Raw genomic sequence first — 25,155 nt, forward strand, 5'->3', positions numbered from 1 at the left:
GAGAGAAAAAAGGGAACCGATATGAGGAAAATGATATCCAAACTTGTTCGCTCGGGCCTCGCCGGCGCAGCGCTGCTCGCCGCTTCCGGCACCGCCTTTGCCCAGACCGCCTGGGTCCTGCCGTCGGCCTATCCGCCGGCAAACTACCATGTCGAGAACCTCATGCAGTTCTCCAAGGACGTGGAGACGGCCTCCGGCGGCAAGCTGAAGATCACCGTCCATCCCAATGCCTCGCTCTTCAAGGCGCCGGACATCAAGCGCGCCGTCCAGACCGGCCAGGCCCAGGCCGGCGAAGTGCTGATCTCGCTGCACGAGAATGAAAACCCGGTCTTCGGCATCGACGTCGTGCCGTTCCTGGCAACCAGCTTCGACGCATCGAAGAAGCTCTATGCCGCCTCCAAGCCGGCAATCGAAAAGGCGCTCGACGCCCAGGGTCTCAAGCTCCTCTATGCGACGCCGTGGCCGCCGCAGGGCATCTTCACGAAGAAGGACGTCAACAGCACGGCGGATCTCAAGGGCCTGAAATGGCGCGCCTACAACGTCGGCACCTCGCGCATCGCCGATCTCGTCGGTGCCCAGCCGGTCACGGTCCAGGCGGCCGAACTGCCGCAGGCTCTCGCAACCGGCGTCGTCGATGGCCTGATGACCTCGAGCGCCACCGGCGTCGATAGCAAGATCTGGGAATCGCTGACCCACTATTACGATACCCAGGCCTGGATCCCGAAGAACGTCATCTTCGTCAACAAGGCAGCCTTTGCGGCGCTCGATCCGGCCGTCCAGAAGGCCGTCACCGATGCAGCCGCTGCCGCAGAAACTCGCGGCTGGGCGCTCGGTGCCGAAAAGACCGCCGCCTACATGGAAACCCTCAGGAAGAACGGCATGAAGGTTCTCGAACCGAGCGCCGATCTCAAGAAGGGTCTCGCCGATGTCGGCGCCAAGCTGACCGAGGATTGGTCGAAGAAGGCCGGCGCTGACGGTGCCGCCATTCTGGACGCCTACAAGAAGATGTGATTTGAGGGGCGCCGCAGGCATCCGCCTGCGGCGCACTCGTCCCGGGAGGAAAAATCATGTCATCCGAAAAGAATGAATTCGGCCCGATCGTTTCCTCTGGCCATCTGGCGAGCGGCGCATTGCCGTCGCTGTCGGAGATCGAATTCGGCATGATCATGCTGAACCACGCCTTCAGCCGCTGGATGGTGCGGTGCATGTCGGCTGCCGGCGTGCCGGACCTCTCGCCGATCGATATCCTCGTGCTGCATAATATCAACAGCCGCAACAAGGCCAAGACGCTGGCCGATATCGCGCTGGTCCTCAACATCGAGGATACGCATGTGGTGACCTACGCGCTGAAGAAGCTCGAACGCCTGAAGCTGATCAAATCCGGCCGCCGCGGCAAGGAAAAGCTGGTCATGGTGACGGAGGCGGGCGCCGGGGCCTGCAGGCGATATGCGGCGGTGCGCGAGGAACTGCTGGTCAAATCGGTGCTGGCCACCGAGGTTTCGGGCGAAACCCTGTCGGCCATGGCGGCGCGCCTGCGCGCCCTGTCCGGCCATTACGACCAGGCCGCCCGCGCCGCCGCTTCGCTTTAGGAAAACAGCGCATCCATCAACGGGTGGCCGGCATCCTCCATGCCGTCGAGAATGGTGAAATGGTGCTTGTCCGGCTCCTCGACGGCTTCCGTCTCGGCGCCCAGCCCTTTCCAGATGCTGGCCAGCAGCGCGTTCTGGCGGATGAACTCGGCGCGCTCCCCGGCACCCACCCAGCAGGTCACCCGCGCTTCCGGCAACGGCTCAAGCAGGGCGGGGCTTTCGCGATAGGCTTCGTTCCGGTCGATCCGCTGCTTCTCGTTCATCTTGGTGGTGAGGAGCGGACGCAGGTCATGCACGCCGGAAAGCGAGACGACGTTGGCGATACGGCTGCGAACCGCTTCCGGCAGTGGCGAGGTGGCGGAAATCATCCGCGTCACCAGATGCCCGCCGGCGGAATGTCCGATCAGCCGGATCGGTCCGTCGATCTCCTTCGCCGCGGCTTCGATCGCGCTGCCGATTTCCACAGTGATTTCTGCAATGCGGTTTTCCGGCGCCAGTGTGTACATCGGCATCGCGACCGCATAGCCACGCTCCACGGCGCCGCGGGCGTAGTGCGACCAATAGCTGTTATCGAGACCAATCCAGAAACCGCCATGCACAAAAACGACAAGACCTTTGGGCGCGCCTTCCGACAAGAAAAGATCGAAGCGGTTGCGCGGCTTGTCACCATAGGCAAGCCCGAGCCTTGCTCTGCCGGTAACGGTGAGCGTCTCGCGATATAGCCGCGCAGGCTCCACCCAGGCGGCCGGCCAGCGGTCGCCCTGGGGAATATTGATGCCGTTCGCATAGGCATTGTCCCAGTCGCTAATCTTATGGCGCATTTGGCTTTTCTCTCCCTTTTCAGTGCTTTTTAGGCGCATTTTTGCACTATGCCTTTGTCAACGGCAATTCGGTAGGCGGCAAAAACGGCGCCCCGGAAAATTATTACAAACTTAAAATTTCTCTCTTGCAACCTGAATCCAGCAGTGCTTTTTTGAATGAAAGGCGAAAAGCCGCAACGATAAAAATGACTTTGGGAACATAAATATGCTGGGACCGTCAGGCCATCAGGATACGTTTGCCCGCGACAATCTTCCGCCCTTCGAACAGTGGCCGGAGATCAAGCTAGAAGGCTTCGACTATCCGGAATGGATGAATGCAGGCGTCGAGCTCACCGACCGCATGGTCGAGCGCGGTTTCGGCGACAACACAGCCCTGATCGGCAATGGCCGCCGCCGCACCTACAAGGAACTGTCCGACTGGACGAACCGCATCGCCCGTGCCCTCACCGAGGATTACGGCCTGAAGCCCGGCAACCGGGTGCTCATCCGCTCCGCCAACAATCCGGCCATGGTCGCTTGCTGGCTGGCGGCAACCAAGGCCGGCGCCGTCGTCGTCAATACCATGCCGATGCTGCGGACCGGTGAGCTCGCCAAGATCATCGACAAGGCGGAGATTTCGATCGCGCTCTGCGATACGCGCCTGATGGACGAACTTGTCGCCTGCGCCAAGGAAAGCCGGTTCCTCAAGCAGGTCATCGGCTTCGACGGCACCGCCAATCATGATGCCGAACTCGATCGCGCGGCACTCAACAAGCCCGTGCGCTTCGAATCGGTGAAGACCGGCCGCGACGACGTCGCCCTGCTCGGCTTCACCTCCGGCTCCACCGGCGTGCCGAAGGCGACCATGCATTTCCACCGCGATATCCTGATCATCGCCGATGCCTATGCCAAGGAAGTGCTCTCCGTCACGCCGGACGACGTTTTCGTCGGCTCCCCGCCGCTCGCATTCACCTTCGGGCTCGGCGGCCTCGCGGTCTTCCCTTTGCGTTTCGGCGCGGCCGCGACCCTTCTGGAGCAGGCGACGCCGCCGAAGATGATCGAGATCATCGAGACCTACAAGGCGACGATCAGCTTCACCGCGCCGACCGCCTATCGCGCCATGCTGGCGGCGATGGATGCCGGCGCCGACCTGTCGTCACTGCGTATCGCCGTGTCCGCCGGCGAGACCCTGCCCGGCCCTGTCTTCGACGAGTGGGTAAGGAAGACCGGCAAGCCGATCCTCGATGGCATCGGTGCCACCGAAATGCTGCATATCTTCATCTCCAACCGGCTCGGCGATTCAAAGCCGGCCAGCACCGGCAAGCCGCTCACCGGCTACGAGGCGATCGTTGTCGATGACGACATGAACGAAGTGCCGCGCGGCACGATCGGCAAGCTGGCGGTCAAGGGACCGATCGGCTGCCGTTACCTCGCCGACGACCGCCAGAAGGACTATGTCAGGGACGGCTGGAACCTCACGGGCGACAGTTTTGTCGAGGACGAGGACGGTTATTTCCACTTCGCCGCCCGCTCCGACGACATGATCGTCTCGGCCGGCTACAACATCGCCGGCCCGGAAGTCGAAGCAGCGCTTCTGAAGCATGATGCCGTGCTGGAATGCGCCGTCATCGGTGCGTCGGACGAGGCGCGGGGCACGATCGTCGAGGCGCATGTGGTGCTGGCGAAAGGCTTCGAGGCAAGCGAATTGCTCGTCAAGATCCTGCAGGATCACGTCAAGGCGGTGATCGCCCCTTACAAATATCCGCGCTCGGTCGTCTTCACCGATGCGCTGCCGAAGACCGAGTCCGGCAAGATCCAGCGCTTCCGCCTGAAGCAGAAGCCCCCGGCGTAACCATAGTGAATAACTGTTGAATTCCACCGTATATCCAGAGTGGAAGTTTCCACGCAAATGTGGAAGACAAAGAAGACCCGGCGGATGTTCAAGTCCGTCGAAGGCATCGGGAACGACACAAAAACAAACGGGAGTTCGTCACATGAAGAAAATCCTTGCCGCGGCCACCTTGGCGCTGAGCATGAGCACCACCGGCATGGCTTTCGCCGAGCCCTTGAAGATCGGCATGATCACCACGCTTTCGGGCGGCGGCGCCGGCCTCGGCATCGATACGCGCGACGGTTTCATGCTGGCTATCAAGAATGCCGGCAACAAGGACATCACCGTCGTCACCGAGGACGATGCGCAGAAGCCGGAACTGGCCGTGCAGATCGCCGACAAGATGATCCAGAGCGACAAGGTCGATATCCTCACCGGCATCGTCTGGTCGAACCTTTTGATGGCGGTTGCTCCGAGCGCGGTGGCCCAGGGCAAGTTCTACGTATCGACCAATGCGGCGCCTGCAGCACTTGCCGGCGCCAACTGCAACAAGCTCTATTTCAACGCCGCCTACCAGAACGACAACCTTCATGAAGCCATGGGCGAATATGCCAACAAGGGCTACAAGAAGATGTTCATCCTCGCCCCGAACTATCCGGCCGGCAAGGATTCGCTGACCGGCTTCAAGCGTTATTACAAGGGCCAGCTCGCCGCCGAGGTCTATACCCAGGTCGGCCAGACCGACTATGCGGCCGAAATCGCCCAGATGCGCGCCTCCGGTGCCGACGGCATCTTCGTCTTCCTGCCCGGCGGCATGGGCATCGCCTTCATGAAGCAGTTCGCCCAGTCGGGCGTAAAGATCCCGGTCATGGGCCCGGGCTTCTCCTTCAGCCAGGACGTCCTGCCGGCCATCGGTGACGCCGCGGTCGGCGCCAAGGCCTCCGGCCAGTGGGCTCCGGATTTCGACAACGCCGCAAGCAAGAAGTTCCTGGCGGACTTCCAGAAGGAATATAACCGCCTGCCGTCCATCTATGCCGTCCAGGCCTATGACGCGGCCCAGCTCATCGTTGCCGCGGCTTCCAAGGCCAGCGTCAAGAACGCCGATGCCTTCGGCGCCGAACTGAAGAAGGCGGATATCCAGTCGCCGCGCGGAAAATTCAAGTTCAACACCAACCAGCATCCGATCCAGGACATCTACCTGACGGAAGTGGTGAAGAACAACGGCGTCATCACCAACAAGACGGTGGAGAAGATCTTCTCCGACCACGGCGATGCCTATGCCAAAGACTGCAAGATCTAAGGTCATCCTGTGACTTTGGCACTCGCTCTCGAGCAATTGCTCAACGGCCTGCAGCTCGGCGTCATGTTGTTTCTCATGGCCGCCGGGCTGACGCTGATCTTCGGCGTCATGGGCCTGATCAACCTTGCTCACGGCTCGCTCTACATGGTCGGCGCATTCGCCTGCGCCACCGTGGCGGCCTGGACCGGCTCGTTCTGGATCGGCCTGATCGCCAGTCTCGCCGCGGCGGCGGCGGCCGGGGCGATCGTCGAACTCGTGGTCATCCGCAGGCTCTACGACCGCGACCACCTCGACCAGGTGCTCGCCACATTCGCGCTGATCCTGATGTTTTCGGAAGGCACGCGCTGGATTTTCGGCTCCTTCCCGCTCTATCTCGATATCCCGCCGCTTCTGCAGGGCGCGGTGGCGCTGCCGGGCGGCGCGGAGTACCCGGTCTACCGCCTGGCGATCATCCTTGCCGGCGCGATCGTCGCCTTCGGGCTCTACCTGCTGATCTCAAGGACCCGTCTCGGCATGCGCATCCGCGCCGGCGAAAGCGACCGCGAGATGATCGGTGCGTTAGGCGTCGATATCCGCACGCTCTATACCGTCGTCTTCGCCCTCGGCGCGGCCCTTGCCGGTCTTGCCGGCGCCATGGTCGGCGCGCTGCAGTCGGTGCAGGTCGGCATGGGCGAACCGGTGCTGATCCTCGCCTTCGTGGTCATCGTCATCGGCGGTATCGGCTCGATCAAGGGCGCGCTTCTCGGCGCATTGCTGGTCGGCGTCACCGATACGATGGGCCGTTTCCTGCTGCCGAAGCTGCTGGCGCTGTTCGTTGCCCCGGCACAGGCCGGCATGATCGGCGGCGCCGCGGCCTCGATGCTGATCTATATCGTCATGGCGGTCATTCTCGCGGTCAAGCCGCGCGGCCTCTTCCCCGCGGCGCATGCGTAAGGCCCAAGGTTTGACGATGATCCTGAACCGCGAAACCCTCATCAACCTCGCCCTGGCGGCGCTGCTGCTTGCCGTGCCGTTTGCGGCGGACGCGCTCGGCCAGCCGTTCTACATCACGCTCGCAACCCGCATCGCCATCCTCGCGCTCGCCGCGACCGGGCTCAACCTGGCGCTCGGCCTCGGTGGCCTCGTCTCCTTCGGCCACGCGGCCTTTTTCGGCATCGGCGGATACGTCGCCGGCATCCTCGCGGCACACGCCTTTTCCGGCGACGCGCTGCTATTCGGCCTGTCCGGCACGAAACAGATGTGGGTGATCTGGATCGTCGCGGTGATCCTTTCCGGCCTTGTCGGCCTGGCGATCGGCGCGATCAGCCTTCGAACCTCCGGCGTCTATTTCATCATGATCACCCTCGCCTTCGCGCAGATGGTCTATTATTTCGCGGTCTCCTGGCCTGCCTATGGCGGCGAGGACGGGTTGTCGATCCTCGTCCGCAACCAGTTCCCCGGCGTCAACACGATGCGGCCGCTGAACTTCTTCCTGATCTGCTACGTGATCCTGCTCGCGGCACTCGGTCTTTTCGCGCTGGTCCGCGCCTCGCGGTTCGGCACCGCGCTGCAGGCGGCCCGGCAGAACGAGGTGCGTGTCGCGACCGTCGGCATCCAGCCCTATCGCATCCGGCTCACCGGCTTCGCGATCTCGGCGGCGGTCACCGGCCTTGCCGGTGCGCTGTTTGCGGATCTCAACCGCTTCGTCAGCCCATCCATGCTTTCCTGGCACATGTCGGGCGAACTGATCGTGCTGATCATCCTCGGCGGCACCGGCCGGCTGTTCGGGCCGCTCGCCGGTGCGGCACTCTACGTGATCTTCGAATATGCACTCGGCGGCCTCACCGAGCGCTGGCAGTTCTTCCTCGGCCTCATCCTGCTGGTCGTCGTGCTCTTCGCGCGCGGCGGGCTTCTGGGCCTGCTCGCCGGAAAGGCCAAACATGGTTGAGCCGGTTCTCCAGATCTCTAATCTCGTCAAGAATTTTGGCGCGCTGCGGGCGACCGACGGGGTGACGCTCGACCTGCGCCCCGGCGAGATCCACGCCCTGATCGGCCCGAACGGCGCCGGCAAATCGACGCTCATCCACCAGATCTGCGGCACGCTGCGGCAGGATAGCGGCACGGTGCGTTTTGCCGGCCAGGATATCGGCGCGCTCGGCGTGGCCGATCGTGCAAGGCTCGGTCTCGGCCGCACTTTCCAGGTTTCCTCGATCGCACCTGATTTTTCCGGTCTGCGCAACGTCATGCTGGCGGTGCAGGCGAAGCAGGGCTCCAGCTTTCGTTTCTTCAAGCCGGTGATGCGTGACAAAACGCTGATCGACACCGCCATGGCCATGCTCGAACGTGTCGGCCTCACGGCCCGCGCCCGCGTCCCCGCCGCCGAGCTTTCCCATGGTGAACGCCGGCAGCTCGAAATCGCCATGGCGCTGGCGCTCGGCTCAAAGGCCTTCCTGCTCGACGAACCTATGGCGGGCATGGGGCCGGAAGGCTCGAAATCGCTGACCCGTTTCCTCGATACGCTGCGACAGGAAGCACCGATCCTGCTGGTCGAGCACGACATGGACGCCGTCTTCGCGCTCGCCGACCGGATTTCCGTGCTCGTCTACGGCCGGATCATCGCCACGGGAACGGTGGAGGAGATCCGCCGCGACCCGACCGTGCGCACCGCCTATCTCGGAGATCACGCCTGATGCTGCTGGATGTCACCAGGATCGAAGCATTCTACGGCGCAAGCCAGGCGCTTTTCGGCGTCGACCTTGCAGTCGCGGAAGGCGAAGCCGTCGCACTGATGGGCCGCAACGGCATGGGCAAGACGACCACCATCCGCGCCATCTGCAACCTCAATCCGCCACGTGCCGGCGCGGTGAAGATCGGCGGCACCGATACCAAGGGCAGGCGGCCGCATCATGTCGCCAGGCTCGGTATCGGCCTCGTGCCGGAAGGCCGCCGTTGTTTCCCGAACCTCACGGTCCATGAAAATCTGGTCGCCGCCGCACGGCCCGGCCAATGGACGCTGGAGCGGGTCAACGAGCTGTTCCCCCGGCTTGAGGAGCGGCATGCGCAAATGGCAAGGTCGCTGTCGGGCGGCGAGCAGCAGATGCTGGCGATTGGCCGCGCGCTGATGACCAATCCGCGCCTCTTGATTCTCGATGAGGCGACCGAAGGCCTTGCCCCGGTGATCCGCCAGGACATCTGGAAGGCGATCCGGCGGCTGAAGGCCGAAGGTTTGTCGATCCTCGTCGTGGATAAGACACTTTCGGAGCTTTTGCCGGTTGCGGACCGGTGTGTCATCCTTGAAAACGGAAGAAGCGCCTGGAGCGGCAGGCCCGCGGACCTGACGATGGAACTGCAGGATCGATATCTCGGGGTATAGGCATGGAAGCGGAAGCGGCAAGCGCCGACCTGGAACTGATCGCCCATGGCCCACATGGGAAAAACAAGCCCGAGACGCGGCTGTGGCTGCGCATGCTTTCCACCACCAAGCTGATCACCACGGAAATCCGCCGGCGGCTCCGCACCGAGTTCGGCGCGACGCTTCCGCAGTTCGATCTGATGGCGCAGCTCTATCGCGAAGCGGACGGCTTGCGGCTCGGCGAGCTCTCCAAGCGCACCATGGTGACGAACGGCAATGTGACCGGGCTGGTGGAGCGGCTGGAGACGGACGGTTTCGTGCAGCGGGTCACGCCGGATGGAGACCGCCGTGTCACCGTCGCCAAGCTGACGCCGGCCGGTACCGAGCTTTTTGTCGCCATGGCCGCCGCCCACGAGGGCTGGTTGCGCGATATCATGGCCGATGTCGATCCGGCGATGATCGCTTCCCTGTGGTTGGAGATCGGCGCGGTGAAGGCTTCCGCCAGCAACCATCTTTCCGGCAGCGCCTTCGAATAGTAAGGCTCTTCTCCGGGCGCAACAATTCGGGGTTAAGAGATGGCAGACCTGCAGGCGATCGTCGATGAAATCCATGCGAAGCTGACGCCGCGTCTGGGCGAAGGCAAGGTGGCCGACTACATCCCGCAGCTCGCCCATATCGACCCGAAGAAGTTCGGCATGACGATCGTCACCGTCGATGGCGAGGTCCACAAGGTCGGCGATTGCGACGAACCCTTCTCGATCCAGAGCGTCTCGAAAGTCTTCACCCTGACGCTGGCGCTCGGCAAGCATGGCGAGACCACCTGGAACCGCGTCGGCCGCGAACCCTCAGGCTCCGCCTTCAATTCGATCGTCCAGCTCGAGCACGAGGAAGGCAAGCCGCGAAACCCGTTCATCAATGCCGGCGCCATCGCGGTCAGCGACCTTGTGCTGGCCGGGCATACGCCGCGCGAGGCGATCGGCGAGATCGTCCGTTTCGTCCGCTACCTTGCCGATGACGATTCGATCGCCATCGACCCGGAAGTGGCGAAGTCGGAGCAGGCGACGGGTTTCCGCAATTTCGCGCTCGCCAATTTCATGCGCTCTTTCGGCAAGCTCGATCACCCGGTCGAACATGTGCTCGGCGTCTATTTCCATCATTGCGCGCTCGCCATGACCTGCACCCAGCTCGCCAAGTCGGCCCTCTTCCTTGCCGCATCGGGCCGCAACCCGCTGACCGGGCACACCGTGGTATCCAAGCAGCGGGCGCGGCGCATCAACGCGCTGATGCTGACCTGCGGCCATTACGACGGATCGGGGGATTTCGCCTACCGTGTCGGCCTGCCCGGCAAGAGCGGCGTCGGCGGCGGCATCATGGCGGTTGCACCTGGCAAGGCTTCCGTCGCCGTCTGGTCGCCGGGCCTCAACCACAACGGCAACTCGCTCCTCGGTTCGCTGGCGCTGGAAATGCTGGCCACCAGAACCGGCTGGTCGGTGTTCGGCCAATAAAAAAAGCCCGACCCGAGCCGGGCTTTTGAGTTTTGCGGCAGCGTTGTAATCAATCCTCGCTGGCTGCCATTTGCGAGAGCACGTTGCCGCGCCCGCGGAAGCGCAGGACGAGCGGCAGGATGAGGGCGGTTGCGGCCAGGGCCAGCAGCACCGCGGCGATCGGCGTTTGCACGAGGGTCGTCACGTCCCCCTGGCTGATCGCCAGCGCGCGGCGAAGCTGCTGTTCCGCCAGTGGTCCCAGGATCAGGCCGACGATGACCGGCGCGATCGGATAGTCGAACACCCGCATGATGTAGGCGACCAGCCCGAAGACCAGCAGCATGCCGAGTTCGAACACCGAGGGGTTTGCGCCGATCGTGCCGAGCGTCGCGAACACCAGGATACCGGCGTAGAGCCAGGGCTTGGGAATGGTCAGCAGCTTCACCCACAGGCCGACCAGCGGCAGGTTGAGCACCAGCAGCATCAGGTTGGCGATCAAAAGCGAGGCGATCAGGCCCCAGACGAGCTGCGGATTGGTCGCAAACAGCAGCGGTCCCGGCTGCAGCCCGTATTGCTGGAAGCCGGCAAGCATGATCGCCGCGGTCGCCGAGGTCGGCAGGCCGAGCGTCAGGAGCGGCACCAGCGTGCCGGCGGCGGATGCATTGTTGGCAGCTTCCGGGCCGGCGACGCCCTCGATCGCGCCATTGCCGAATTCTTCCGGATGTTTGCTGAGCTTCTTTTCCGTCGCATAGGACAGGAAGGTGCCGATTTCGGCGCCGCCGGCCGGCATCGCGCCGATCGGGAAGCCGATCACGGTGCCGCGCAGCCAGGCTTTCCAGGAACGTCCCCAGTCCTGTGCCGTCATCCATACCGAGCCCCTGATCGCTTCGATCTTGTCCGGCGCCGAGGCGCCCTGGGCAGCGATGAACAGCGTCTCGCCGATCGCAAACATGGCGACCGCCATCGTCGTCACCTCGATACCGTCGAGCAGGTCCGGAACGCCGAAGGAAAGCCGGTTCTGGCCGGTTAGCTGGTCGATGCCGACGAGCGAGAGGGCAAGTCCGATGAAGAGCGAGGTGAGGCCGCGCAGCGTCGAATTGCCGAAGGCCGACGAGACGGTGACGAAGGCGAGAACCATCAGCGCGAAATATTCGCGCGGACCGAAGACCAGCGCCAGCTTGACGATGTAGGGCGCGATGAAGGCAAGCGCCAGGGTGGCGATCAGGCCGGCGACGAACGAACCGATCGCCGCCGTCGCCAGCGCCGGGCCGCCGCGTCCCGCCCGGGCCATCTTGTTGCCTTCGAGCGCGGTGACGATCGAGGCGCTTTCGCCCGGCGTGTTCAAGAGGATCGACGTCGTCGAGCCGCCATACATGCCGCCATAGTAGATACCGGCGAACATGATCAGCGAGCCGGTCGCGTCGAGCTGGTAGGTGACCGGCAGGAGCAGGGCGACGGTCGTTGCCGGACCGATGCCCGGAAGCACGCCGACCATTGTGCCGAGCGTCACGCCGATCAGCGCATAAAAGAGGTTCATCGGCTCCATTGCCGACGCGAGCCCCTGCAAAAGGAATTCGAATGTGCTCATAATCTTACTCTCAAGGGCCGGTCACTGGATCAGGTGTTCCAGCGGACCTGCCGGAAGCGAAAGTTGCAGGACACCGGCAAAAAGCCACCAGATCGCGAGACAGACGACGATGCCGACTGGAATGCTGATCCACAGCCTGCGGGCGCCGAAGCCCGCCGCGGCGAGGCCGAACAGCGTGCCCGTGGCGATCGAGAAACCGGCGATGCGAATGAGGATCATCTGCGCCAGGAGGCCGGCGACGACCCACGCGACAGGCCCGAGCTCCTGTTTTTCGCGCGCCGGAAAGTCACGACGAAATGCGGCGAAGACGGTCCAGATCGCAAGCCCGATCAGCGCGAAGCCGATCCAGTTCGGAACGGTGGCGGGACCGACTTGGCTATAACCACCCATGTCCCGCAGCCGGTCGACATCGAGGAAGATGACGGCAGCGACAATAACGAGGATGGCGGCAATAACAAGCGCCGCCCAATCGGGGCGGCGCTGCTCGGTGGTCGTTTTGTTGGTGTCGAGGCTCATTTGACCAGTCCGATATCCTTCAGGATGGCTTCGGTCGCAGCGATATCCTTGGCAAGCTGCGCTTCGAATTCCGGGCCGGAGAGATAGGTGTCGATCCAGCCCTTGCTCTTCAGGTTGTCCTGCCAGGTCTTGGACTTGGCGAGCTTTTCGACATCGGCGGTCACGGCCTTCTTCTGCTCGGGGGTCAAGCCTGGAGCTGCGGCGACCATGCGCCAGTTCTGGATCACGACGTCAAGGCCGGATTCCTTCAGCGTCGGGGCGTTGATGCCTTCGATCTTCTTGTCGGAAGAGATGGCGAGGAGGCGGAGTGCGCCGGCCTTGATCTGGCCTTCGAACTCGCCGTAGGACGAGATGCCGGCCGTGACCTGGCCGCCGAGGATGGCGGCAAGTGCTTCGCCGCCGCCGGAAAACGCAATGTAGTTGACCTTGGTCGGGTCAACGCCGGCAGCCTTTGCGATCAAACCGGCCGTGATGTGGTCCGTACCGCCGGCCGAACCGCCACCCCAGGAAACCGCGCCCGGATTTGCCTTCAGCTTGGCCGTCAGGTCGGCAACCGACTTGATGTCGGAAGAAGCCGGAACGACGATCACTTCGTACTCACCGGTGAGGCGGGCGATAGGGGTGACGTCCTTCAGGGTGACCGGCGACTTGTTGGTGAGGATGGCGCCGACCATGACGTAGCCGCCGACCATGAGGGCGTTTGCATTGCCCTTCTGCTGGCTGGCGAACTGGGCGATGCCGATCGTGCCGCCGGCGCCCGGAACGTTCATGACCTGCACCTTGCCGGAGATTTTCTCAGTCTGCAAAGCGGTCTGCATCGTGCGGGCGGTCTGGTCCCAGCCGCCGCCCGGCGCTGCCGGAGCCATGATCGAGTAATCGGCCGCAGCGGCCGGAAGTGCGATTGCGCCCGCGAGAAGGGAAGCAAGGAAGAAATGTTTCAAGGGTCGATCCTCCGTTGGCGTCTTGATCCGACGCGAAATGTTTATTCTGACGAAACCAGGGAGAAGCGAAAGACCCGACGGGAGCCGCCGGTCCGATGTCCTCCCATCGTGAATCGGGTCCCCGCCTCCACGGGTGCCGAATGCCCTAAGCCAGCATATGAAGCTGACATGTACCTGACATTTTTCGCTGTCTGACGATTTGGCAAGGGGTTTCGGCCCGCAGCCGCCGAATTTTATGGCTATTGCAGCCGAAGGACCTCGTTCCAGCGGGAAATCAGCCGCGCCCGCTTCACCTGGTCGAGGTAGACCATCAGCCCGAGGCTGACGGGCACGGGCTTCAATTGTCCGCCGAGCATCTCCCTGAGCGTCGTCGCGGTATTGTTGCCGGCAACTTCCGGGCTGACGGCCGGGATCTGCAGCTCCCGGGCCATGATCGTCTGGCCTTCCTTCGACATGAAGAATTCCAGATAACGCTTGCCGAGATCCGCAGCGGCGGCCGCCTTCGGCACCAGCCCGATGCGCGACATCACCACCGTATAGTCCTTCGGCAGCACGATGCCGACATCCGGATGGCGCGAGGCCCAGTCGGCTGCGTAGGAGCCGAGTATGTTGTAGCCGAGCAGGAACCGCCCGTCGGCGACGCGTTCCAGGATCGCCTGGCTGGTCGAGTAGAGTTTCACGCCCGCCGCACCCATCGCCCGGATCACCGACCAGATGTCGCCGAACTGTTCCTGGTCGCGGGCCATGAACAGGAAACCGACGCCGGAGCGTTCGATGTCGTAGGTGCCGATCCGGCCGTAGACCGCGTCGCCGCGCTTCTGCAGGAATTCGACCAGTTCCGCGCGGGTCGAGGGCGGGGAGGAATCCTTGAAGCTCGGCTTGTGATAGACGAACACGGCCGGCTCGAAGGTCAGCGCATAGGCGGTGTTGCGCCAGTTGGCCCAGGCCGGCCATTGCCCGCTCATCGGCAGGTCGCTGCGTTGCGCGTACCCGTCGTTGGCGAGCTTTACCTGCAGGTCCATTGCGGAAGAAAAGGCAAAGTCGGCGGTCCTGTTGCCGGCATCCGTCTCCCGGACGATCCGGTCGTAGATCTCGCCCGTCAGCATGTCCTCGTAGCGCACCGCCACATCCGGGTTGGCCGCCTGGAAGCCGGCGATCATCGGCTTGGCGAGCGGCTCGTCCAGCGAGGAATAGACCGTCAGCATCGGCGCGTCGTCCCGCCCGGAAAGCGCCTTGAACAGCGTCGTATCCGCCGCGGCGAGACCGGGCGAGAGCGCAAGACAGAGGAATGAGAAAAGCAACCCTTTCATCGGGCCACAATGCCCCACCGCGACGGTTGGGACAAGCCGACCGGAAGGCGCGTCACATTCTCGCCACAGGGGCCTCAATGCAGCTCCCGCCAGCTTGTTTTCCGATGCCGTGCCATTATCTGTGGGCGGTCTTTTCACGCCGGAAGACCCGGCGTCCCCTTCGTCAACAAAGGTCTCGCCCCATGTCGCTCACCCTCTACGATATCACGGTGCCGGTCTTCATCCGCGCTTTCGGAAACCTCACTGACATCCTCAAGAAAGGCGAAGCTTTCGCCGACGAGAAGGGCATCGCCCACAAGGAACTGCTGGAAGCCCGCCTGGTTCACGACATGTATCCGCTGACCTCCCAGATCCAGCGCGCCAGCGACGCGGCGAAATTCGTGCCGGTTCGCATCGGCCAGATCGAAAACATCCCGATGGCCGACGAAGAAGTCACCTTCGCCGACCTGCATGCCCGCATCGAAAAGACCGTGGCTTTCCTGCAGAGCGTCGATCCGGCTACGATGGCGGACCGCGAAGACGCGGAGGTGATCCTGAAGACCCGTAGCGGCGAGACGAAGTTCACGGGCAAGAGCTATGTCCTCGGCTTTGCGCTGCCGAACTTCTATTTCCACGTGACGACCGCCTACGCGATCCTGCGCCACAAGGGCGTTCCGATCGGCAAGATGGATTATATCGGCCGTTCGCAGTAACCACCGCAAAGGCTCCTCAGTGACATCGCCGCTTCCGCGTTTATAATCGTCTGCGGAAGCGGGGAGATTTCGTGCGTATTCTTCTGGTCGAGGACAATCAGGCGCTGGCCGAGGGGCTGTCGACGATCCTGCGCGGCAGCGGTTACGCGGTCGATGCGGTCGCCGATGGCGCGTCCGCCGAGGCCGTCGCCGCGGCGGAGACTTACGACCTCGTCATCCTCGACCTGAACCTGCCGGAAATGGACGGGCTCGACGTGCTGCGCGCCATGCGGGCACGGGCGAACAAGGCGGCGGTGATGATCCTCACCGCCCGCGGCACGCCGGAGGAGCGGGTGAAGGGGCTCGATCTCGGCGCCGACGACTACATGATCAAGCCGTTCGATATCTCCGAATTCGAGGCGCGCATCCGTGTCCTGCTGCGCCGCCAGGCGGGCCTCAGAAGCTCGATCGTCAACTATGGCGGCGTCACCTTCGACCTCAACTCGCGGACCTTTTCCAGTCAGGGCGTGCCGCTCGACCTGCCCGCACGCGAGGTGGCGCTGCTGGAACTGCTCTTCCTGCGCGCCGGCAAGGTGGTCTCCAAGGACGCGATCATGGCGTCGCTGACCGGCTTCGACGACGACCTCTCCGCCAATGCGATCGAGCAGTATGTGAGCCGCCTGCGCCGGCGTCTCGCCACGCACGGGCTCACGGTGAAGACGGCTCGCGGCATCGGCTACTATCTCGAAACCACGGCACCGACGGCATGACATCCGTCTCTCACGCCGACCAGCCCATCCCGCCGATTGCCGCCTATTCCCTGCGCCGCCGGCTGCTCGCCTGGCTTCTCGTCTCGACGGCGGTGATCGGCACCGTCGCCATGATCGACACCTGGGACGAGGCGGTCGATACGGCAAACGAGGTGTCCGACCGGGTGCTGGCCGGCTCGGCGCTGGCGATCGCCGAGCGGGTCATCGTCGCCGAGGACGGTTCGCTCGAAGTCGATATCCCGTATGTGGCTCTGGAAATGCTGACGTCGGCGGCCCAGGACCGGGTCTTCTACCGCGTCGATGGGCCGCCCGGAAAATTCATCACCGGCTACCAGACGCTGCCGTCGATCCCGCGCAGGGAAGGTCAGGCGGCCGCTTTCGAGAATGCCACCTTCCGCGGCGAGCCGATCCGGGTGGCCGCACTCGCCCGCTCCGCCTCCACGGGCATCAATTCCGTGCCCTTCACCGTCACTGTCGCGGAAACCACCATCGCCCGCCAGCAGTTGACGCAGACGATCCTGATCCGCTCGGCGCTGCGCCTGCTGTTCATGATCGTCGGCGCGGCGATCATCGTCTGGGTGGCGGTCACGCTGTCGCTCCGGCCGCTCTACCGTTTCAGCGAGGCGATCGCCGAACGCAGCCCGGACGATCTTCACCCGATCAGCGAGCGGGTGCCGAACGAGGTGCAGGGCCTTGTCGATACGGTCAATTCCTTCATGGTCCGGTTGGAAAGCGCGCTGGAGGCGCTGAGGCATTTCACCGGCAATGCCAGCCATCAGTTGCGCACGCCGCTCACCATCATCCGCACCCAGCTGGCGCTTGCCGACCGGGCCACCGAACTTGCCGAGGTGAAGGACGCCGCCCGCAAGGCCGACGAGGCGGTGGCGGATGCCGAGCGCATTCTCGCCCAGCTTCTGCTGATGGCGAAGATCGACGCGGCAACCCGCTCCGCCTCGATGCAGCGGGTCGATCTGACCGCGCTGGCGCGGGGGGCCACGGCGGACAACGTCCCGCTTGCCGCCGATGCCGGCATCGATCTCGGATTCGAGGGGGAGGGGGAAATCATGGTCTCCGCCGAGCCGCTGCTGATTGGCGAGTTGATGAAGAACCTGATCGGCAATGCACTACTCTATGCCGGAAACGGCGCCGAGGTGACCGTCCGCGTCACGCTTGAAGACGGCGCCGCGGTGCTGGACGTCGAGGACGACGGCCCCGGCATCCCCCCGGAAAAACGGGCCTCCGTTCTCAGGCGGTTCGATCGCGGCGACCGCTCCGACAAACTCGGCACCGGCCTCGGCCTGCCGATCGTCGAGGAAATCGCCCGCCTGCATGGAGCGGAGATGACGCTCGGGGATGGGCGCGATGGCAGGGGGCTAAAGGTCGAAATAAGGTTTCCGATAGCCGGCTAAATTTGCGCTGTAATGTGGAGCAATTGCCCCTCATCCCCCTGCCGGGACCTTCTCCCCGCATGCGGGGCGAAGGAGGATGGAGCGCCGGCGTTGCCACATATCCCTTCTCCCCGTCAGAACGGGGAGAAGGTGCCCGGTAGGGCGGATGAGGGGTCACACCGAACCCAAAAGTTATTCCTGATGCACCTTCGCCCCACCGATCCAGGTGCTCTTCATGCCGAGCTCGTTGGTGAGGATCACGAAATCCGCATCGAAGCCGGGTTTCAGAGCCCCCTTGCGGTCGGCAAGCCAGGCCGCTTCCGCCGGATAGGTGGATGCCATGCGCAACGCCTCCTCGACCGGCAGGCCGAGCACCTCATGCGCGAACCGCACCGAGGAGATCATGTCGATATCGGCGCCGGCGAGCGTGCCGTCGGCAAGCGTCAGGCGCCCGTCCTGCCGCAGGATCTCGCGGCCGTTCAGCGTAAAGCTCTTCATGTCGGTGCCGATCGTCGACATCGCGTCGGTGACGATGAAGATCCTGCCAGGCCCGTTCTTGGCCCGGAGCGCGACGCCCATCGCGGCCGGGTGGACATGGATGCCGTCGGCGATGATACCGGCATGGAGCGAACCGATATCGAGTGCCGCGCCGACGACGCCCGGCTGGCGATGGCCGAGCGGGCTCATGGCGTTGAAGAGATGGGTGACGGTGCGAACGCCTGCCTCGGCATAGGCCTTGGCTGTCTCGTAGGTCGTGTCGGTATGGCCGAGACTGACCATGAAGCCAGCCTCTGCGAGCCGCGCGGCTTGCTCCGTCGTCACGTTCTCCGGCGCGATGGTGATCATCATCGCATCGAACTGGCCTTGGCAGGAGAGCATCAGTTCGATGTCCTTCTCCTCCATCGGCCGGATCAGCTTCGGATCGTGCGCACCCTTGCGCGCCACCGAAAGATGCGGGCCTTCGAGATGCAGGCCGAGGAAACCCGGCACGCCTTCCGCCTTCGCTTGGCGGCCGGCCTCGACGGTCCTCGAGGTGATCTCGTAGGTATCGGTGATCAGCGTCGGCAGCAGCGCCGTCGTGCCGAACTTGGCGTGCGCGGCGCAGATCTGCCTGAGGCCCGCTACCGTCGGTTCTTCGTTCAGCAGCACGCCGCCGCCGCCGTTCACCTGCAGGTCTATGAAGCCAGGTACGATCAGCCCGCCTCCGGCGTCGATCCTCTCGATGTTTTCCGGCAGTTCGGCGGTCGAATGGATCGCCTCGATCTTGCCGCCCGCAAAAATCAGCGCCGTATCTTCGTGCCAGAGGCTGCCGTCGAAAATGCGGGCGCCGACAATGGCCTTTCGCGTGCTCATAACGTTTCCGTCACCTTCTTCAACGCCACGGGCGCATCCGGGTTGAACCCCTTGGCGCGAGACCAGGCTTCGACGAAACCGTAGAAGGGCAGGATGAGGGTCAGTGCGTCGGTGATCGGATGGCCGGTCGCCACGAAAGGCAGTTTGCGGGCGGCCTTGACCTGGTCGGATGTCGCAAAGGCGAGCGCGCCCTTGGCCGAAAGGCTGTCGGCGATCTCGACGGCCGAGGCTTCAGCCGCGTCGCGCGCTGCGAAGGTGACGACTGGAAAACGCTTTTCGACGAGCGCCACGGGCCCGTGCAGCACTTCCGCCGCCGAATAGGCCTCGGCATGCATGTTGGAGGTTTCCTTGAACTTCAGCGCCGCCTCGCTGGCGATCGCCAGCGCCGGGCCGCGGCCGAGCATGTAGAGCGATTCCGCGTCGCCGAGCTCGTTCGCAAGCGCGCTCCAGTCGAGCTTGACCGCCTTTTCGAAATGCGCCGGCAGGTCGCGGACGGCGGCCTTGAGCGCCTCGTCGCCGACCCATTCCGACAGCAGCGCGAGGCCAGCAACGATCGAGTTCACGAAGGATTTCGTAGCGGCGACCGCAAGTTCCGGTCCGGCATTGATATCGATGGCGTAGTTGGAGGCGCCGGCGATCGGCGAGGGAAGCGTATTGGTGAGCGCCACGGTGACGGCGCCGGCCTTGGCCGCGGCCTCGGTCATCGCGACGATATCCGGGCTTTTGCCGGATTGGGAAATGGCAATCGCCGCAGCGCCGTCGAGTTTCAGCCTGGCGCCGTAGATCGAGGCGAGCGACGGCCCGAGCGAGGCGACCGGCCGTCCGGCGGTCAGTTCGACGGCATATTTGATGAAGGTCGCCGCATGGTCGGAGGAACCGCGCGCAATGGTGATCAGGAAGGCCGGGTCTTTTTCGCGCAGCGCGCGGCCGGCCGCGGCAAGCTCGGCCGCCGAGCCTTCGAGCAGGCGTGCCGCCGCTTCCGGTATCTCGTCGATCTCCTTGCGCATGTTCGTCATATTGGTCAGCATAACATCGTCCTCGAAGGTCAGTTTTCGCCGAGCGAGAGCTCGGCCACGAAATCATAGGCGTCGCCGCGATAGAGCGAGCGGGTAAGCTCCACCACCCGGCCGGAGGCCAGATAGGAAACCCGCTCGATCGAAAGCCCGGCGGAGCCGATCGGCACGGCCAGCAATCCCGCATCCGGGTTCTTCATATTGCAGGCCGATATCCGCTGTATGGCGCGCACCGGCCGGGCATCCTTTTTTTCAAGCTCGACATAAAGCGAACTGGTCACAGCCGAAGGATCCGGCAGGAAATCGGCGGAAATGCTGGCGCGCTCGATTGCAAGCGGCATGTCGTTGCCGAGCCGCAGACGGCCGAGCCGCGCAACTTTTTCCCCCGGCGCAAGACCGAGCATCATCATCTCTTCCGGCGAAGGGTGGAACAGCCCGCGTTCCAGCCATTCGGATCGCGTCACCAGGCCGCGCCGCGCCATGTCCTCGGTAAACGACGTGAGCCGGGTCAGCGGCTGCTCGACGCGCGACATCGGCTTGACCACGAACGTGCCGGAACCGTGCCTGCGGGTGAGCAGCCCGTCCTTGACGAGATCGTCGACCGCCTTGCGCACCGTGACGCGGCTGACATTGGCATAGTCGGCGAGGTCGCGCTCGGCCGGCAGGGCATCGCCATGCCCGAGCTTGCCGGTGCGGATCGCGTCTTCGAGGCTCTGGCGCAATTTTCGATAAAGCGGGCCGGTGCCTGCCGATTGCAGGCCGTCGAGCGGCAGGATGGCGGCGAGTGTCTGGTTCATGCGCGAAGCTCCGCCCGCGGACCATAGGTCTTGACGGCAAGCGCCACCGCGCCGGTCAGCGCGTCGGCCAGCGGCTCGGACAACCGGGCGCGATGCCGGTCGGCCAGATATTCGGGATAGAGAGGCGCAAGCCCGCCGAGCAGGCAGAGCCGGCCTTTTCCCCTGGTGATACCATTCACGACATCGAGCGCCTCGTCGATGCCCGTTGCCCCGGTCTTGAGGATGCGGATCGCCGCCTCGTCGCCCGACCGCGCATATTCGAACACTTTCGGCGTATGACGCCCGAAGTCGCCTGGTTTCGCCAGCCGGGCGAAATCGACCACCTTTTCCGGATTGCCGTCGAACTCCGCCAGAATGGCCTTCGACAGGCCGGTCATCGGGTGGATATTGTCATAGGCGAGCAGGCTTTCCTGCAGCGCGAGCTGGCCGAGCCGGGCGCCGCTGCCGAGATCGCTGACCTGGAAACCCCAGCCGGCGACCGAATGCAGCCTGCCCTGATGCCGGGCGATATAGACGGTGCCGGTGCCGACGATGCCGATCGCCCCATCATCGTCGCCAATTGCGCCCTGCAGCGCGATCACGCCGTCAGACACAATATCCGACTGCCTGAACGGCAGACGTGCCTGCACGTAACTCACCGCATCGCCGACATTGTTGCCGGCAAGCCCGAGCACGGCGGAGGTGGAGGAAAGGTCCGGTTCAAGCCCGGCTTCGGCAAAGGCAAGGCGGGAGGCCTCGGCGATATGCCTGAGAGCCGTGTCGGGGTCGGTCAGGATATTGGAAGCACCGCTTTTGCCGCGGCCGAGGATGGTGCCGTTTTCGTCAGCCAGGGCTGCACGGCAACTTGTTCCGCCCCCATCGATTCCGATAAAATAGTCCGCCATGGGTACCTCCGAGGTAAATAATACCAAAAAAGTACCAATAACCAAGCGCGATTTCGAAAAACCCGGGAACTCTGTTTCATGCATTTGAAAATATTGCTTTATTTTCGAGGATTTCGACTGAAATTATCGATCCGTTCATAAAAGTTAATTTTCCTTCTGGACAATTGGTATTTTTTTGGCATCATTTTGGGTGAGAGGGAGAAACCGGATGAGCAGAGCTGCAACCGAGGCAAGGCATGGGAAAGCGGAGGGGCTGGATACGCTTGCGTCCGCGGAAATCCTTGCGCTTCTCGCGTCCGGCCAGCAGGCGGCGGCCAGGGTTGTCGACCATGCCATCCCTGCGATCGCCAAGGCTGCCGATCTCGCCGCCGCCGCTCTGAAATCGGGCGGCAAAGTGGTTTATGCCGGTGCCGGCAGCGCCGGTCTCGTTGCGATGGCCGATGCCATGGAACTGCCCGGCACCTACGGTATCCCGCCGGAACGCATCGCCATCCTGTTTGCCGGCGGCCTTTCCGCTATCGCCGATCTGCCGGGCGGTCCCGAAGATGACGCCTCGCTCGGTGAACGCGACGCCGATATCATCGATGCGGCGGATTGCGTCATCTGCGTTTCCGCGAGCGGTTCAACCCCCTATACCGTTGCAGTCGCCGAGACCGCGAAACGCCGTGGCGCGAAACTCGTGGCGATGGCCAACAATACCGGAGCGAAACTGTTCGAGGGCACCGATGCGGCGATCCTGCTCGAAACGCCGCCGGAAGTCGTCGCCGGCTCCACCCGCATGGGGGCAGCGACCGCCCAGAAGATCGCCTTCAACATGCTGTCGACGCTGACCGCCGTCAAACTCGGCCACGTGCACGACGGCCATATGGTCAATCTGCGCGCCGATAACGGCAAGCTGCGCGCCCGGGCTGCCCGCATGGTGGCCGATATCGCCGGCATCGGTTTCGACGAGGCGCGTGACCGGATCGAGACTGCTGAAGGTTCGGTTAAAGTGGCGGTCCTGCTCGCAGCCGGCGCCGCTGATGTCGAGGCCGCCAAGGCCTTGCTTTTCCGTTCGCAAGATGTGCTGCGCGCCGCACTTGCCGATTTGCAGGCGTCCAAGAGTTCCATGAAGCGCGCCTGAAAGGCGCATATAAAAGGGAGAACATCATGACACGCATATTGAAAAGCATTCTTTTTGCCACCACCATACTCGCACCGGCGGGCTTCGTCGCTACCGGAGCGTCGGCACAGACCGCGACGCTCACCATCGAGAGCTGGCGCAATGACGACCTGCCGATCTGGCAGCAGAAGATCATCCCGGCCTTCGAAGCCAAGAACCCGGGCATCAAGGTGACCTTCGCGCCGATGGCGCCGACGGAATACAATTCCGCCGTCAACGCCAAGCTCGAAGCCGGCACCGCCGGCGATCTCATCACCTGCCGCCCGTTCGACCTGTCGCTCGCCATGTTCCAGAAGGGCCAGCTCGCCTCGCTGAACGACCTGCCCGGCATTTCCAACTTCTCCGACGTCGGCAAGTCCGCCTGGAGCACCGACGACGGCAAGACCACGTTCTGCGTGCCGATGGCCTCGGTCATCCACGGCTTCATCTACAACAAGAAGGCCTTCGCCGATGTCGGCGTCCAGGTCCCGAAGACCGAGGACGAGTTCTTCGCGGTCCTCGAAAAATTCAAGAAGGACGGCAAGTACATCCCGCTCGCCATGGGTACCAAGGACCAGTGGGAAGCGGCGACCATGGGCTATTACAATATCGGCCCGAACTACTGGAAGGGCGAGGACGGCCGCAAGGCGCTGATCGCGGGCAAGGAAAAGCTGACCGACGCCGCCTGGGTCGAGCCCTACAAGACGCTCGCCAAGTGGAAGCCCTATCTCGGCGACGGTTTCGAAGCCCAGACCTATCCGGACAGCCAGAACCTCTTTACGCTCGGCCGCGCCGCCATCTACCCGGCCGGCTCCTGGGAAATCGCTCCGTTCAAGGCGCAGGCCGATTTCGAAATGGGCGCCTTCCCGCCGCCGGTCAAGAAGGCCGGCGATACCTGCTACATTTCCGACCATAACGACATCGGCATCGGCCTCAACGCCAAGGGCAAGAACCTCGAAGCCGCCAAGAAATTCCTCTCCTGGGTCGCTTCGCCGGAATTCGCCGATCTCTATGCCAACGCCGCACCGGGCTTCTTCAGCCTGAACTCGACGCCGGTGAAGATGACCGACACGCTCGCCCAGGAATTTGTCTCCTGGCGCCAGAACTGCAAGCCGACGATCCGCCCAAGTGCGGCCATCGTCGGCCGCGGCCAGCCGAACCTCGACCTCGAAATGTGGCGCGTCTCGGCCAACGTCATCAACGGCACGCAAACCCCGGAACAGGCCGCCGCCGAGACCCAGAAGGGCCTCGACAGCTGGTATAAGCCGGCGAAGTAAGCCTCCGTCTCTGGCGATCGAAGACTGCCCCTCACCCTAACCCTCTCCCCGCTTGCGGGGAGAGGGGACTTGCCCCACGATGCCTTTGAAGCACGGAAACGGCGCGGCATTTCCCTTCTCCCCGTTAGGACGGGGAGAAGGTGCCGGCAGGCGGATGAGGGGCGATTCGCACACTCAGCTAAAAGCAAACCACCGGAACCCAGACCCATGAGCGATACCGAAATTGCCGATATCGAAACGGTTCCGGTGAAACGCCCGACCCGCTGGCATATCGCCGTTTTCCTGGCGCCGGCCTTCCTCGTCTATACGGCGGTGATGATCCTGCCGCTGATCGAGACGCTCAGGCTGTCGTTGTTCAACATCGTCGAGGGCCAGCTCGCCTTCGTCGGCCTCAACAATTTCAAGACGCTGTTCGGCGATCCGCGGCTTTCCGCCGATTTCTGGAATGCGCTGCGCAACAACGTCGTTTTCTTCATCATCCATATGCTGGTGCAGAACCCGGTCGGCATTGCGATCGCCGCGATGCTGTCGCTGCCGGGCCTGCGGTTCGCCGCCTTCTACCGCTCGGCGATCTTCGTGCCGACGCTGCTCTCCTTCGTCATCGTCGGCTTCATCTGGAAGCTCATCCTGTCGCCGATCTGGGGCATCGCCCCGAGCCTGATGGATCTGGTCGGCCTGAAATGGGCCTTCGCGCCCTGGCTCGGCAAGGCCGAGACCGCGCTGATCGCCGTATCGCTGATCTCCGTCTGGCAATATGTCGGCATCCCGATGATGCTGATCTATGCGGCGCTCCTCAACATCCCGGACGAAGTGCTGGAAGCCGCCGAATGCGACGGCATTACCGGCTGGAGCCAGTTCTGGAAGATCAAGCTGCCGCTCATCCTGCCCTCGATCGGCATCGTTTCGGTGCTCACCTTCGTCGGCAATTTTAATGCTTTCGACCTGATCTACACGGTGCAGGGGGCGCTGGCCGGCCCGAACGGCTCGACCGACATTCTCGGCACGTTGCTCTACCGCACCTTCTTCGGGTTCCAGAACCAGATGGGCGACCGGTCCATGGGTGCCACCATCGCCGCGGTGATGTTCCTGATCATCCTCGCCGGCGTCGCGCTTTATCTTTTCGTCATCCAGCGGCGCATGCGCCGCTACCAGTTCTGAGAGGAGCGAAAGA

25 protein-coding genes are annotated in these 25,155 nt (G+C 63.6%); 16 read left to right on the forward strand and 9 right to left on the reverse strand.

From position 1 onward, the window contains the following. The first annotated feature begins 30 nt into the window (after nt 1-30). Nucleotides 31-1,011, forward strand: coding sequence for a TRAP transporter substrate-binding protein (locus ACSQ8R_RS20465; protein WP_436255052.1), 981 nt, complete (start codon nt 31-33; stop codon nt 1,009-1,011). Nucleotides 1,012-1,067: 56 nt separating this feature from the next. Continuing rightward, nucleotides 1,068-1,589, forward strand: coding sequence for a winged helix DNA-binding protein (locus tag ACSQ8R_RS20470; protein WP_436255053.1), 522 nt, complete (start codon nt 1,068-1,070; stop codon nt 1,587-1,589). Here the strand turns inward: ACSQ8R_RS20470 and ACSQ8R_RS20475 are convergent. Then, a complete protein-coding gene (locus tag ACSQ8R_RS20475; RefSeq protein ID WP_436255054.1) occupies nt 1,586-2,410 on the reverse strand; it encodes an alpha/beta hydrolase in 825 nt (274 codons plus the stop codon). The two genes, ACSQ8R_RS20470 and ACSQ8R_RS20475, sit on opposite strands and share 4 nt — an antisense overlap. A 205-nt stretch (nt 2,411-2,615) precedes the next feature. Between ACSQ8R_RS20475 and ACSQ8R_RS20480 the strand changes: the two genes are divergently transcribed. The 8 genes from ACSQ8R_RS20480 (at nt 2,616) to ACSQ8R_RS20515 (ending at nt 10,356) form a co-directional block, all read left to right on the forward strand. Further along, nucleotides 2,616-4,241 carry an AMP-binding protein gene (locus ACSQ8R_RS20480; protein WP_436255055.1) on the forward strand — a complete coding sequence of 542 codons (1,626 nt, stop codon included), beginning with the start codon at nt 2,616-2,618 and terminating at the stop codon, nt 4,239-4,241. 142 nt (nt 4,242-4,383) lie between these two features. Beyond that, the gene (locus ACSQ8R_RS20485) at nt 4,384-5,520 is read left to right on the forward strand and encodes an ABC transporter substrate-binding protein (RefSeq protein WP_436255056.1); all 1,137 of its coding nucleotides are present in this window, start codon (nt 4,384-4,386) and stop codon (nt 5,518-5,520) included. 9 nt (nt 5,521-5,529) lie between these two features. Further along, a complete protein-coding gene (locus ACSQ8R_RS20490) occupies nt 5,530-6,453 on the forward strand; it encodes a branched-chain amino acid ABC transporter permease (protein ID WP_436255057.1) in 924 nt (307 codons plus the stop codon). 16 nt (nt 6,454-6,469) lie between these two features. Next, a complete protein-coding gene (locus ACSQ8R_RS20495) occupies nt 6,470-7,447 on the forward strand; it encodes a branched-chain amino acid ABC transporter permease (RefSeq protein WP_436255058.1) in 978 nt (325 codons plus the stop codon). After that, a complete protein-coding gene (locus tag ACSQ8R_RS20500; RefSeq protein WP_436255059.1) occupies nt 7,440-8,189 on the forward strand; it encodes an ABC transporter ATP-binding protein in 750 nt (249 codons plus the stop codon). The genes ACSQ8R_RS20495 and ACSQ8R_RS20500 overlap by 8 nt, the downstream gene beginning before the upstream one ends. Next, entirely contained in the window at nt 8,189-8,872 is a 684-nt protein-coding gene (locus ACSQ8R_RS20505) for an ABC transporter ATP-binding protein (RefSeq protein ID WP_436255060.1), read from the forward strand. The genes ACSQ8R_RS20500 and ACSQ8R_RS20505 overlap by 1 nt, the downstream gene beginning before the upstream one ends. Nucleotides 8,873-8,874: 2 nt before the next feature. Further along, nucleotides 8,875-9,387: a MarR family winged helix-turn-helix transcriptional regulator gene (locus ACSQ8R_RS20510; protein ID WP_436255061.1), complete on the forward strand. Its 513-nt coding sequence runs from the start codon at nt 8,875-8,877 to the stop codon at nt 9,385-9,387. A 39-nt stretch (nt 9,388-9,426) separates the two neighbouring features. After that, nucleotides 9,427-10,356, forward strand: coding sequence for a glutaminase (locus ACSQ8R_RS20515; protein WP_436255062.1), 930 nt, complete (start codon nt 9,427-9,429; stop codon nt 10,354-10,356). 49 nt (nt 10,357-10,405) lie between these two features. Here the strand turns inward: ACSQ8R_RS20515 and ACSQ8R_RS20520 are convergent, their stop codons facing one another. The 4 genes from ACSQ8R_RS20520 to ACSQ8R_RS20535 all read right to left on the reverse strand — a co-directional run bounded on the left by ACSQ8R_RS20520 (nt 10,406) and on the right by ACSQ8R_RS20535 (nt 14,690). Then, nucleotides 10,406-11,923, reverse strand: coding sequence for a tripartite tricarboxylate transporter permease (locus ACSQ8R_RS20520; protein ID WP_436255063.1), 1,518 nt, complete (start codon nt 11,921-11,923; stop codon nt 10,406-10,408). 21 nt (nt 11,924-11,944) lie between these two features. Beyond that, complete coding sequence (locus tag ACSQ8R_RS20525; RefSeq protein ID WP_436255064.1) at nt 11,945-12,439, reverse strand: tripartite tricarboxylate transporter TctB family protein; 495 nt, start codon at nt 12,437-12,439, stop codon at nt 11,945-11,947. Then, nucleotides 12,436-13,380: a Bug family tripartite tricarboxylate transporter substrate binding protein gene (locus tag ACSQ8R_RS20530; RefSeq protein ID WP_436255065.1), complete on the reverse strand. Its 945-nt coding sequence runs from the start codon at nt 13,378-13,380 to the stop codon at nt 12,436-12,438. The genes ACSQ8R_RS20525 and ACSQ8R_RS20530 overlap by 4 nt, the downstream gene beginning before the upstream one ends. A gap of 239 nt (nt 13,381-13,619) precedes the next feature. Beyond that, nucleotides 13,620-14,690: an ABC transporter substrate-binding protein gene (locus ACSQ8R_RS20535; protein ID WP_436255066.1), complete on the reverse strand. Its 1,071-nt coding sequence runs from the start codon at nt 14,688-14,690 to the stop codon at nt 13,620-13,622. A gap of 182 nt (nt 14,691-14,872) precedes the next feature. On the opposite strand from ACSQ8R_RS20535, the gene ACSQ8R_RS20540 reads away from it, so the two are divergent. From ACSQ8R_RS20540 to ACSQ8R_RS20550, 3 genes are all read left to right on the forward strand, one after another. Beyond that, a complete protein-coding gene (locus ACSQ8R_RS20540) occupies nt 14,873-15,382 on the forward strand; it encodes a DUF1993 domain-containing protein (protein ID WP_436255067.1) in 510 nt (169 codons plus the stop codon). A gap of 71 nt (nt 15,383-15,453) precedes the next feature. Further along, entirely contained in the window at nt 15,454-16,131 is a 678-nt protein-coding gene (locus ACSQ8R_RS20545) for a response regulator transcription factor (RefSeq protein ID WP_436255068.1), read from the forward strand. Continuing rightward, nucleotides 16,128-17,540 (forward strand): sensor histidine kinase, encoded by a 1,413-nt coding sequence (locus ACSQ8R_RS20550; RefSeq protein ID WP_436255069.1) that lies wholly within the window; start codon nt 16,128-16,130, stop codon nt 17,538-17,540. Before ACSQ8R_RS20545 ends, ACSQ8R_RS20550 begins: the two co-directional genes overlap by 4 nt. Nucleotides 17,541-17,711: 171 nt before the next feature. On the opposite strand, the gene nagA is transcribed toward ACSQ8R_RS20550, so the two are convergent. Genes nagA through ACSQ8R_RS20570 form a run of 4 tightly spaced genes read right to left on the reverse strand, consistent with a single transcriptional unit; the run spans nt 17,712 to nt 21,566 of the window. After that, nucleotides 17,712-18,872, reverse strand: coding sequence for an N-acetylglucosamine-6-phosphate deacetylase (gene nagA / locus ACSQ8R_RS20555; protein ID WP_436255070.1), 1,161 nt, complete (start codon nt 18,870-18,872; stop codon nt 17,712-17,714). Continuing rightward, on the reverse strand, nt 18,869-19,900 hold the full coding sequence (locus tag ACSQ8R_RS20560) for an SIS domain-containing protein (protein ID WP_436255071.1): 1,032 nt from the start codon (nt 19,898-19,900) through the stop codon (nt 18,869-18,871). The genes nagA and ACSQ8R_RS20560 overlap by 4 nt, the downstream gene beginning before the upstream one ends. A gap of 17 nt (nt 19,901-19,917) precedes the next feature. Next, complete coding sequence (locus tag ACSQ8R_RS20565) at nt 19,918-20,682, reverse strand: GntR family transcriptional regulator (RefSeq protein WP_436255072.1); 765 nt, start codon at nt 20,680-20,682, stop codon at nt 19,918-19,920. Next, nucleotides 20,679-21,566: a BadF/BadG/BcrA/BcrD ATPase family protein gene (locus ACSQ8R_RS20570; RefSeq protein WP_436255073.1), complete on the reverse strand. Its 888-nt coding sequence runs from the start codon at nt 21,564-21,566 to the stop codon at nt 20,679-20,681. Before ACSQ8R_RS20570 ends, ACSQ8R_RS20565 begins: the two co-directional genes overlap by 4 nt. Nucleotides 21,567-21,774: 208 nt before the next feature. Between ACSQ8R_RS20570 and ACSQ8R_RS20575 the strand changes: the two genes are divergently transcribed. The 3 genes from ACSQ8R_RS20575 to ACSQ8R_RS20585 all read left to right on the forward strand — a co-directional run bounded on the left by ACSQ8R_RS20575 (nt 21,775) and on the right by ACSQ8R_RS20585 (nt 25,142). Then, entirely contained in the window at nt 21,775-22,689 is a 915-nt protein-coding gene (locus ACSQ8R_RS20575) for an N-acetylmuramic acid 6-phosphate etherase (RefSeq protein ID WP_436255074.1), read from the forward strand. Between the two features lie 26 nt (nt 22,690-22,715). Next, entirely contained in the window at nt 22,716-23,984 is a 1,269-nt protein-coding gene (locus ACSQ8R_RS20580; RefSeq protein ID WP_436255075.1) for an ABC transporter substrate-binding protein, read from the forward strand. Between the two features lie 207 nt (nt 23,985-24,191). After that, complete coding sequence (locus ACSQ8R_RS20585; protein ID WP_436255076.1) at nt 24,192-25,142, forward strand: carbohydrate ABC transporter permease; 951 nt, start codon at nt 24,192-24,194, stop codon at nt 25,140-25,142. Nucleotides 25,143-25,155: the final 13 nt, after the last annotated feature.

It is taken from the genome of Neorhizobium sp. LjRoot104 (genome assembly GCF_964253725.1).
Taxonomy (GTDB): domain Bacteria; phylum Pseudomonadota; class Alphaproteobacteria; order Rhizobiales; family Rhizobiaceae; genus Neorhizobium.